Raw genomic sequence first — 10,947 nt, forward strand, 5'->3', positions numbered from 1 at the left:
GGTTTTCAAAACCTTGTAGGTATAAATTAAGAAACATAAAAACAACACCTACAAGGTTTTGAAAACCTTGCAGGAAAAAACAAAAAAAATGATAAAAAACGACCTATTTCTAAAAGCATTAAGAGGAGAAACTGTTCAACGTCCGCCAGTTTGGATGATGCGTCAAGCCGGAAGATATTTGCCTGAATTCATCGCTTTGCGTGACAAATATGATTTCTTCACCCGTTGCCAAACACCAGAATTGGCTTCTGAAATTACGGTTCAACCGATTAGAAGAATCGCCCCAGATGCGGCAATTTTATTTTCAGATATCTTGGTAGTTCCACAAGCAATGGGAATCGAAGTCTTAATGAAGGAAAGTGTTGGTCCATTCTTGCCAAATCCAATCCGTACGCCACAAGATGTAGAAAAAGTGATTGTTCCTAATATTCACGAAACTTTAGGTTATGTGATGGATGCCATCAAACTAACCAAAGAGATGCTAAACGACGAAGTGCCATTGATTGGTTTCGCAGGTTCGCCTTGGACAATTTTTTGCTATGCAGTTGAAGGAAAAGGCTCGAAAAGTTTCGATATGGCCAAAGGATTTTGTTTCACACATCCGGAAGCGGCACACGTTCTTTTGCAAAAAATCACGGACACTACAATCGCCTATTTGAAAGAAAAAGTAAAAGCAGGTGTGAATGCAGTTCAGATTTTCGATTCATGGGGCGGAATGCTTTCTCCAGTTGACTATCAGGAATTTTCTTGGAAATACATCAACCAGATTGTTGAGGCACTTGCAGACGAGACTCACGTGATAGTTTTCGGAAAAGGATGCTGGTTTGCCCTTGGCGAAATGGGAAAAAGCAAGGCTTCGGCACTTGGAGTAGATTGGACGTGTTCGCCACGAAATGCACGTTATTTATCCGGTGGAAACATCACTTTGCAAGGAAATTTCGATCCATCGAGATTGCTTTCGCCAATTCCAACCATCAAAAAAATGGTGCACCAAATGATCGACGAATTCGGAAAAGACAAATATATTGTAAATCTAGGTCACGGAATTTTACCAAATATTCCGGTTGATCATGCAAAAGCTTTTGTGGATGCTGTGAAAGAGTATGGCCAGTAGGCAGTCACAGTTTTCAGTAATCAGTCAAGTTGTTTGCGAAAAAATTTAATTAAAAATCAAAATATGCCACTCAACAAAGGATTAAAAAACCAAGAAAGCGAGCGAATCAGCAACATATTAAAAAAGCTGAACGAACTGATCTATATTCCAGATTTTGATAAAGATGAAATAGAAAACCAATTAAAATTTCTAGGATTGAATCTGGAAACATTATTAAATTTCTCTTCCGAAAACCTCGTTTCGCATCTGGATAAGTTTCATTTCGATTGGGAAAACGCCGAACAATTTGCGGATTTGCTGGTTATTTTTTCAGATAAATTATTAGAAGAAAAATCCAATCTAAAAGAAAAGGCATTAGCGGTTTATAATTACATTCAATCGGAAAGCAAGACGTTTTCATTTGAAATTTTTAATAAGATAACTTCGGTAAAAGCAACAGTATAATGAAAAATAAATTCTACCAAAACATCCAAAACCTACAAGACTCCATCGTTGCCGGACTTGAAAAAGTCGATGGAGTCGCCAAATTCCGCGAAGACATTTGGGAGCGTCCAGAAGGCGGTGGCGGAAGAACACGTGTCATCGAAAGCGGAAAAGTTTTCGAAAAAGGAGGCGTCAACATCTCTGCCATTCACGGAAAATTGCCAGAAGCGATGCAAAAAATGTTCAACGTTAGCGAAGCCGATTTCTTTGCCTGTGGATTAAGCTTGGTCATTCATCCGAAAAACCCAATGGTGCCAACGGTTCACGCAAATTGGCGTTATTTCGAAATGTACGACGAGAACGGAAACATCATCCAGCAATGGTTTGGCGGAGGTCAGGACTTAACGCCTTATTATCTGTTTGAAGAAGATGCAAAACATTTTCACCAAACCTGCAAAACCGCGTGTGACAAGCATGATCCAGAATTCTATCCAAAATATAAAAAGCAATGTGATGCCTATTTCTGGAATGCACATCGAAACGAAGCCCGAGGAATCGGAGGATTATTTTTCGATTATTGCAAAGAAACACAAGAGATGTCAATGGAAGACTGGTACAATTTCGTAACCGAAGTTGGCGACAGTTTCCTAGAAGCCTACGTTCCAATTGTAGAAAGAAGAAAAAATTTAGAATACACCCCAGAACAAAAAACGTGGCAGGAAATCCGTCGTGGCCGTTATGTCGAATTTAATTTGGTTCACGACAAAGGAACCCTATTTGGATTAAAAACCAATGGTAGAATCGAAAGCATCCTAATGAGCTTGCCACCACATGTTCAATGGATCTATGACCATCATCCAGAAAAAGGAAGTGAAGAAGAAAAATTAATTCAAGTATTAGAAAATCCGATAAACTGGATTTAAGATTGAGGATTTTGATTGTTGATTTCAAAAGCAAAGAGGTCAACTAAACATCAAGAATCTAAAATCTAAAATCTAAAATCTAAAATCATTATGTTCCCATTACAAAGAGGCCGTCGCCTAAGAACAAACGAATCAATAAGAAGCCTAGTCCGCGAAACAACATTAAGTCCACAAGATTTTATGTTTCCAATGTTCATAGCCGAAGGCGAAAATTATAAAGTAGAAATCCCATCAATGCCCGGAATTTTCCGCCGTTCCATCGATTTAACCGTCAAGGAAGTCAAGGAATTATTCGCACTAGGAATCCGTGCCGTAAACATCTACGTAAAGGTCGATGAATCCCTAAAAGACAACACCGGAAAAGAAGCCTGGAACCCAAACGGACTCATGCAACAAGCCATAAAAGCCATAAAAGCAGCCTGTCCGGAAATGATTGTCATGCCAGATGTCGCCCTAGATCCCTACTCCATTTACGGTCACGACGGCATCATCGAAAACGGCGATATTACCAACGATGCTACCAACGATGCCCTCGTAAAAATGGCCGTTTCCCATGCCCAAGCCGGAGCCGATTTTGTTGCTCCAAGCGACATGATGGACGGTAGAGTTTTAAGACTCCGCCAAGGACTTGATCAGGCAGGTTTCCAAAACGTCGGCATTATGAGCTACTCCGCCAAATATGCCTCCGCTTTTTACGGTCCGTTTCGCGACGCCCTGGATTCAGCTCCAAGAGAAGCTGATGTAGTCGTACCAAAAGACAAGAAAACCTACCAGATGGACTATGCAAACCGCCTTGAAGCCATCAAGGAAGCCTTGTGGGATGTAGAGGAAGGAGCCGATATGGTCATGGTAAAACCCGGAATCGCCTACCTCGACATCGTCCGCGAAGTCAAAAATGCCGTCAACGTTCCCGTAACCGTTTTCCACGTTTCGGGAGAATATGCCATGATAAAGGCCGCTTCCGAAAGAGGCTGGCTCGACCACGACAAGATCATGATGGAGCAATTAATGTGCATCAAAAGAGCAGGAGCAAGCCTAATCTCCACCTATTTTGCCAAGGAAGCCGCCATCCTTTTAAACAAGAAGTAGCACAATTAGGAGCGAAAGGCTTGGTTTGTTTCAGAATCCATATTCCTGCCTTTCCTTCCTCTCGTCTAAAAGGACGAGATCCCTCCAATCAGGGCTAGATAAAAAACCATTTGAATACCTTATACTTTCACCCCGTAACGATGAAAAAATTAGCCATCCTCTTCACCATCCTGCTTTTCATAAGCTGTAAAAAAGAAGAAGCACAAAAAGAAAACCTCTATCCCGAAACCCAAAAAACGGCCGAAGAACAACAAATTGAACTCGGTCAGGCCGTTTTTGAAGGAAAAGGAAACTGCTTCGCCTGCCACAAACCCGACCAAAAAATCATCGGACCAAGCATCCAGGAAATTGCCACGATCTACAAAGAAAAGAATGCCGATATGGTAGCCTTCCTAAAAGGAAAAGCCGACCCAATCGTCGACCCAAGTCAATACGAAGTGATGAAAACCAATTTCTCCATCACCAAAAACCTTCCTGAAGAAGAATTGAAAGCTTTGGAAGCCTATTTTTATAGTTTTGCGAAATAGGTTTTGCCCTTTCAGGGCTAAAAAACGTTATTAATATTATGTTCATAGGGCTTTGCCCTATGCTATTTTGTTTCGCCCTTTCAGGGCTGGCAGTGAATTTTTTAAATAGTTTTTTTGTCCCGAAGCTTCGGGATTGTAAAAACTTTGCGAACTTAGCGGTTAAATAAAAATATGCAAACAGCCTACATCAAATCGCCTCTTGGAATCACTGAAATTATCGGAGATGAGAATGGTATTTCGAGCATTTCTGTTCTAGATTCCGAAAAAGAAATCACAAAAGAAATCCCTGGTGTACTCAAAGAAGCTGTTGCCGAACTTCAAGAGTATTTTGCGGGAAACCGGAACGATTTCACCTTCAAGCTCAACCCAAAAGGCACTGATTTCCAACAAAAAGTATGGCAGGAATTGCTCAATATTCCCTTCGGCAAAACAATTTCCTACCTCGAATTGTCCAAAAAACTAGGCGATGTAAAAGCTATTCGGGCTGTGGCTTCTGCCAACGGAAAAAACCCACTTTGGATTGTAGTTCCTTGTCATCGCGTTATTGGAACAGATGGTTCTCTCACAGGCTATGCTGGAGGTTTATGGCGAAAAAAATGGCTGTTGGAACATGAAAATCCTACTACACAGCAAAGTTTATTTTAATAAATGTAACATTCAAAAAGATTTTTGTGTAAATTCGTTGAAAGCCAAAAATTTTACAAATGAAATTCCTAAAAAAATTCTTCCTCTGGTTTGCCGGACTTTTGATGCTCCTGATCATTTTTATGTATATTTTCAACGTTGATTATCTGCTGAAAGCGGTTAGAACCATTTATTTCAACGGACATACAACGGCCTTTCTGGAAGACTACAAGTATTTTGATAATAGAAAAATCGAAACCGGAATTGCTCAACCTTGGGCAACTTCAAAACAATATAATTCCATAAAACCTACGGCAGAACTCGAAAAAATGCATCAGGAAATTGGTACTGTGGCATTTCTCATCATCAAAAATGATAGTATATGGAGCGAAAGCTACTATGACGGTTATAACAAAGATTCAAAATCGAATTCTTTTTCTATGGCCAAAAGTATTGTTTCGGCTTCATTGGGAAAAGCGATTTTGGAAGGAAAAATTAAAAGTTTAGACCAAAAAGTTTCTGACTTTTTTCCAGAATTTAAGGAAGAGAAATCGGCGACAATGACCGTTGGTGACTTGTCGTCGATGGCTTCAGGATTGGATTGGGACGAGTCATATTATAGTCCGTTTTCAATTACAACCCGAGCCTATTTTGATGACGATTTAAATGGTGTTATCCTCGGATTGAGAGGTGTTGACACTCCTGGAACTTCCTATAAATACTTGAGTGGCAACACCCAGCTTTTGGCCATGTGTGTTGAAAAAGCGGTTGGGAAAAGCCTTGCCGACTATGTTTCGGAGAAATTCTGGAAACCAATGAGTGCCGAAAATGAAGCCCTTTGGCAAACCGACAAGGAAGACGGAATCGTGAAAGCCTATTGCTGTATTGCAAGTAATGCGAGGGATTTTGCCCGTTTTGGAAAACTTTATAAACAAAACGGAAAATGGAACGGGGTTCAAATCTTGGACAGCACTTTCATTGCAACTTCAACCCGACCTCGCTTTGCAGATTCGCCAGAATATGGTTATGGCTGGTGGTTGAGCGATTATAAAAACAAGGACATCTACTATATGAGAGGCCATTTGGGTCAATATGTAATCGTGATTCCAGAAGACGATTTGATTATCGTCCGACTTGGACATCAAAATGCAAAAAGCACGAATGGAACGGTTCACAGCGATGATTTTTATGTTTTTCTGGAGGAAACATATAAAATGCTGGGTCAAAAATTGTAGATTTTAGATTTCAAATAAACGAATAACCAACTAGACAAATTATACTTTAGAAATTATGATTGAGAAAATCAGACTCGAAAACATTTTGTTTTTAGATATTGAAACCGTTCCAGAAACCGAAAATTTCGATTTGTTGGATGATGAGATGAAAACACTGTGGGGACTAAAAACCCAATACCAACGAAGAGATGAATTTTCGCCCGAAGAATTTTATGACCGTGCTGGAATCTGGGCCGAATTTGGAAAAATTGTCTGTATTTCGGTTGGATATTTTACCTTGAAAGGAGATATTCGCCATTTTCGGGTTACTTCTTTTTTTGGTGAAGAAAAGAAAATATTGCTTGATTTCTGTAACCTTTTAAACAATCATTATAACGGCCCACAGCATCTTTTGTGTGGTCATAATTCGAAGGAATTCGACATTCCGTTTATTGCAAGAAGGATGATCATCAATCAAATTGCAATTCCGAACAAGTTGGATTTATTTGGGAAGAAACCTTGGGAAATTCCGCATCTGGATACTTTGGAATTATGGAAATTTGGTGATTATAAACATTTCACATCATTAAAATTATTGACAAAGATTCTTGGCATTCCATCTCCAAAAGGAGATATCGACGGAAGTCAAGTTGGACACGTTTTCTATGTAGAAAAAGACATCGATAGAATCGTAACGTATTGCGAAAAAGACACCATCGCCGTTGCACAAATTTTCCTTCGCCTGAGACGGGAAGATTTATTGATTGAGGAAGAAATCATTCATATATAAAAAATCTTTTTTATTCCATAACATCATTATAGTATATCTTTGTAGGCAACAACATCTACCCCAATGAGCACTAATAAAGACAAGGCCATAAAAGCCACTTACTTGAGTATTTTAGGTAATTTTTTTCTGGCTCTAGCCAAAGGAATCACTGGTTATTTTGGGAATTCCTATGCCTTGATTGCTGATGCTATCGAGTCTACAACCGATGTGTTATCTTCCGCCTTGGTGCTTTTTGGTATAAAATATTCAACCAAACCTGCTGATTCCAATCATCCTTATGGTCACGGTCGAGCCGAAACTTTGGTCACTTTTGCAGTTGTAGGATTCTTGGTGATTTCTGCAACTATCATTGCCATTGAAAGCATCAAAAACATTCAAACGCCTCACGAAACTCCCGAAAAATATACGCTAATTGTCTTGGCAATAATTGTAATCATCAAAGAGGTTTTTTACAGAATCGTTTCTAAAAAAAGTGATGAAACCCATAGTTCTTCCCTCAAAGCAGATGCTTGGCACCACAGGAGTGACGCTATAACTTCGCTGATGGCTTTCATAGGAATTGCCATTGCAATATATATGGGACCTGGCTATGAAACTGCCGATGATTGGGCGGCATTATTTGCTTCTTTTTTCATTATCTATAATGCTTATCTGATCTTCAGACCTGCACTTGGAGAAATCCTAGACGAGCATCTGTATGATGACATAATTGAAGACATTAGGAAAGTTGCCACTACCGTAGAAGGCGTTATTGATACTGAAAAATGCTTTGTCCGAAAAACAGGAATGACCTATCTCGTAGATTTGCATTTAACAGTTGATGGAAATATTACCGTTAGCGAAGGCCACGAAATTGCCCATCGATTGAAGGATGCCATCATCAAGGAAATTCCAGAAATTGCTGATGTTCTGATCCATACAGAACCGGATGATTTACCCTGAAGGGGCAACATAACTTAACGTAAGGCAACGCCTTACTCATAACTCGAACACAAGCACAACAGCCCTGAAAGGGCGGAACTATCTAAAACAAAATTGCACCAATTTCCACAAATCAATTCGTGTAAATTAGTGCAATTCGTGTCAAATCTTTCCTAAATATTACCAGATTTTTACTCTCTTTTCCGGTTCGAGATACATTCCATCGCCTTTTTGGATATTGAATGCTTTGTAGAAAGCATCAATGTTTTGCAAAGGAACATAAGCCCTGTATAATCCCGGAGAATGCGGATCAGTTTTTACCTGATTCTTGATGGCTTCATCACGAGCTTTGGTTCTCCAGATGGTTGCCCAAGAAATAAAGAAACGTTGTTCTGGTGTGAAACCGTCGATCAATCCTGGGTTTCCACTTTCTTTTAAATACAATTGCAATCCGTCGTAAGCGGCATTTACTCCACCTAAATCTCCGATATTTTCACCTAATGTGAATTTTCCATCTACATAAATTCCTGGCAAAGGTTGCAAGGCACTGTATTGATCGGCAAGAGCACCACCAAGGTCAGTAAACAATTTCAAATCTTCATCCGACCACCAGTTGATCATGTTTCCATCGGCATTGAATCGTGAACCAGAATCATCAAAACCATGTGAGATTTCGTGACCGATAACGGCACCGATTCCACCATAATTCACAGCTTCATCTGCCTGATAATTATAGAAAGGAGGTTGCAAGATTGCCGCTGGGAAAACAATTTCGTTATACGAAGAATTGTAGTAAGCGTTTACCGTTTGTGGCGACATGAACCATTCGTCCTTGTCAACAGGCTTGTTCAAATCGGCTATGTTTTCTTTGAATCTCCATTTAGAAATGGCCTCCATATTACTGAAATAGCTTCCTCCCTCTTCAGGACTTTTAAGTGTTAATTCAGAATAATCTTTCCACTTGTCGGGGTAACCAATTTTTATTCTTGACTTGTGCAGTTTTTCAATCGCACTCACTTTAGTAGCCTTGTTCATCCATTGAAGGTTATTGATGCGGTTTTCAAATGCTATAAAAACATTCTTGATCATCTTCTCCGCCTTAGCTTTTGCTTCAGCTGGGAATTTTTTCTCTACATATAATTTACCCAAAGCTTCACCAACTGTTCCGTTGATGGTTTGTAATGCTCTTTCGTCGCGAGGTCTTTGTTTTACGGCACCTGTCAATGTTTTTCCGTAGAATTCCCAGTTGGCATTTTCAATTTCTGTAGACAATTGTCCTGCAGCATCTCTCAACAAAGTCCATCTCATATAGGCTTTCCAGTCTTCTACTCTATTTTGTTTGAAGATGCTTTCAAGAGCCGTCATGTATTTTGGTTGGGAAACAATCAAAGAATCTAACTTTGGAAGTCCGATTCCAACTAAAAATCCGTTCCAGTTGATTGAAGGTGTCAATTTTTGCAAATCGGCAACCGTCATTGGATTGTAGGTTTTGGTTCGGTCTCTTCTTTCAACCCTGTCCAATCTTGGTGTTGACATGGCAATCTCCAAGGCAAGAATTTTATCGGCATTGGCTTTAGCGGTTGCTGGCTTTTCTCCTAAAAATTGAAGCATCTTGGCCACGTGCAATACATATTTTTCACGTTTTTCTTTAGAATCTGCTTCGTCTGAAACATAATAGTCACGGTCGGGCAATCCAAGACTTCCCAATCCTACAGTCACCACATTTCGGTTGCTGTTTTTGGCATCGGCTCCTACACCTGCTCCAAAAAACCCAATACCTCCAATTGGTTCCATTTCAACCATTAAAGCTTGTAAATCCTTTACGTTTTTAACCGCATCAATCTTTTTAAGATAAGGTTTCAAAGGGGAAATTCCTGCCTTGTTTCTTCCAACTGTATCTAAAATTGTTCTGAAAAGGTTGACTGCTTTTCCTTGATCGGTGTTTGATTTGTATTTCGGATTCGCAGTCGCTTCCTTTAAAATCGCAAGTGCATCATTGTCAGTATTCTGACGTAATTCATCAAAGCTACCCCAACGTGTCCTGTCGTTTGGAATTTCGGTTTTGTCTAACCAAGTACCGTTTACAAATCGGAAGAAATCATCGTTCGGTTTTACCGATTTATCCATATAGGAAATATTGATTCCCGGTTCTGGTTTTGTTTGAGCTTGAGATCCTGTGAATCCTATAAGTGCTGGAATCACAAAAAGTAGGTTTTTGTTTAACTTCATACTTGTGGTTTATGTTATATTGACAAAAATATCGAATTCAAATTGAAATATTCTTAAATTATGATTTGAATAACACTTGTTTGTTACACATAAACCTGCAGTTTTCGTATTTTTGCCTCAAAATTCCAAGATGTTACAGTTCTTCAAAAAGTACCGACTCTTTTTTATAGTGATGCTCGTGTTTTCGGCAACTTGTATTTTGCTTTTTATGAGGGTTCTGACTCCAGAAAAAAGACTTCCAATAATGAATCCGGCCGATGTAAATCCTGAATTGGTTGACAGTACGATGCAACACGTCAGCAAATACCACACAATTGCTGATTTTTCCTTTACTAATCAAAACGGAAAAACAATTACTCAAAAAGATTATGAAGGGAAGATTTATGTAGCCGATTTTTTCTTTACCACTTGCCAAACCATTTGCCCTGTGATGACGACAAATATGGTCGAAGTTCAAAAAGCCATCATAAATAATCCTAAAGTAATGTTGCTTTCGCATTCGGTTTTGCCAGATATTGATAGTGTTCCGGTTTTAAAAAAATATGCCATCGAAAAAGGAGTTGACGATACCAAATGGAATCTTGTTACAGGTGATAAAAAGGACATTTATGGAATTGCAAGAAAATCCTACCTTGCTGTAAAAACCGGAAAGCCAGAAGAACTTTATGATATGGTGCATACCGAAAACTTTGTTCTGGTAGATACCAAAAGACGTGTCAGAGGTTTTTATGACGGAACCAAAAAGGAAGACATCAAAAGGCTTATTGAAGACATCAATTGGCTATCTCAAAACGAAAAATAACTTTTTATTAGGATAATAATTTGTACTTTCGCAATCTAAAATCAATCTAAATAAGATTTGCAAACAACAATCGACCAACTTTTAAAAGGCCAAAAAGCCACCATCACCGATTTTGACATCGAGGTCATTCCCTTGAAGTTAATCGAGATGGGATGTTTGCCGGGAAATAGTGTCGAATTGCTTCAAGTTGCCCCTTTTGGAGACCCTTTGTTTTTGAATATAAACGACAGTTATCTTGCCATCAGGCTCGAAACGGCCCGAAAAATCCAGATTGAAATCATCCAAGAATAG

12 protein-coding genes are annotated in these 10,947 nt (G+C 39.3%); 11 read left to right on the plus strand and 1 reads right to left on the minus strand.

What is annotated here, in order from left to right; translation table 11 throughout:
* Positions 1-88: 88 nt before the first annotated feature.
* The 9 genes from hemE (at position 89) to J2X31_RS15045 (ending at position 7,646) form a co-directional block, all read left to right on the plus strand.
* Positions 89-1,114 (plus strand): uroporphyrinogen decarboxylase, encoded by a 1,026-nt coding sequence (gene hemE / locus J2X31_RS15005; RefSeq protein WP_310027747.1) that lies wholly within the window; start codon positions 89-91, stop codon positions 1,112-1,114.
* A gap of 63 nt (positions 1,115-1,177) precedes the next feature.
* Entirely contained in the window at positions 1,178-1,558 is a 381-nt protein-coding gene (locus J2X31_RS15010) for a hypothetical protein (protein WP_310027749.1), read from the plus strand.
* The gene (hemF, locus tag J2X31_RS15015; protein WP_310027750.1) at positions 1,558-2,460 is read left to right on the plus strand and encodes an oxygen-dependent coproporphyrinogen oxidase; all 903 of its coding nucleotides are present in this window, start codon (positions 1,558-1,560) and stop codon (positions 2,458-2,460) included. The genes J2X31_RS15010 and hemF overlap by 1 nt, the downstream gene beginning before the upstream one ends.
* A gap of 90 nt (positions 2,461-2,550) precedes the next feature.
* Entirely contained in the window at positions 2,551-3,549 is a 999-nt protein-coding gene (gene hemB / locus J2X31_RS15020; RefSeq protein WP_310027752.1) for a porphobilinogen synthase, read from the plus strand.
* Between the two features lie 140 nt (positions 3,550-3,689).
* The gene (locus tag J2X31_RS15025; RefSeq protein WP_310027753.1) at positions 3,690-4,076 is read left to right on the plus strand and encodes a c-type cytochrome; all 387 of its coding nucleotides are present in this window, start codon (positions 3,690-3,692) and stop codon (positions 4,074-4,076) included.
* 171 nt (positions 4,077-4,247) lie between these two features.
* A complete protein-coding gene (locus J2X31_RS15030) occupies positions 4,248-4,721 on the plus strand; it encodes a methylated-DNA--[protein]-cysteine S-methyltransferase (protein WP_310027754.1) in 474 nt (157 codons plus the stop codon).
* A 59-nt stretch (positions 4,722-4,780) separates the two neighbouring features.
* Entirely contained in the window at positions 4,781-5,935 is a 1,155-nt protein-coding gene (locus J2X31_RS15035) for a serine hydrolase domain-containing protein (protein WP_310027755.1), read from the plus strand.
* A gap of 55 nt (positions 5,936-5,990) precedes the next feature.
* Complete coding sequence (locus J2X31_RS15040) at positions 5,991-6,704, plus strand: 3'-5' exonuclease (protein WP_310027756.1); 714 nt, start codon at positions 5,991-5,993, stop codon at positions 6,702-6,704.
* A 63-nt stretch (positions 6,705-6,767) separates the two neighbouring features.
* Entirely contained in the window at positions 6,768-7,646 is an 879-nt protein-coding gene (locus tag J2X31_RS15045) for a cation diffusion facilitator family transporter (protein WP_310027757.1), read from the plus strand.
* A gap of 159 nt (positions 7,647-7,805) precedes the next feature.
* Here J2X31_RS15045 and J2X31_RS15050 read toward each other — a convergent pair whose 3' ends face one another.
* The gene (locus J2X31_RS15050) at positions 7,806-9,854 is read right to left on the minus strand and encodes a M13 family metallopeptidase (protein ID WP_310027759.1); all 2,049 of its coding nucleotides are present in this window, start codon (positions 9,852-9,854) and stop codon (positions 7,806-7,808) included.
* A 130-nt stretch (positions 9,855-9,984) separates the two neighbouring features.
* On the opposite strand from J2X31_RS15050, the gene J2X31_RS15055 reads away from it, so the two are divergent.
* Both J2X31_RS15055 and J2X31_RS15060 read left to right on the plus strand, forming a co-directional pair.
* The gene (locus J2X31_RS15055) at positions 9,985-10,656 is read left to right on the plus strand and encodes an SCO family protein (protein ID WP_310027760.1); all 672 of its coding nucleotides are present in this window, start codon (positions 9,985-9,987) and stop codon (positions 10,654-10,656) included.
* Positions 10,657-10,713: 57 nt separating this feature from the next.
* Positions 10,714-10,947, plus strand: coding sequence for a FeoA family protein (locus J2X31_RS15060; RefSeq protein ID WP_310027762.1), 234 nt, complete (start codon positions 10,714-10,716; stop codon positions 10,945-10,947).

The sequence above is a fragment of the Flavobacterium arsenatis genome (assembly GCF_031456785.1).
In the GTDB taxonomy this organism is placed as follows: domain Bacteria; phylum Bacteroidota; class Bacteroidia; order Flavobacteriales; family Flavobacteriaceae; genus Flavobacterium; species Flavobacterium arsenatis.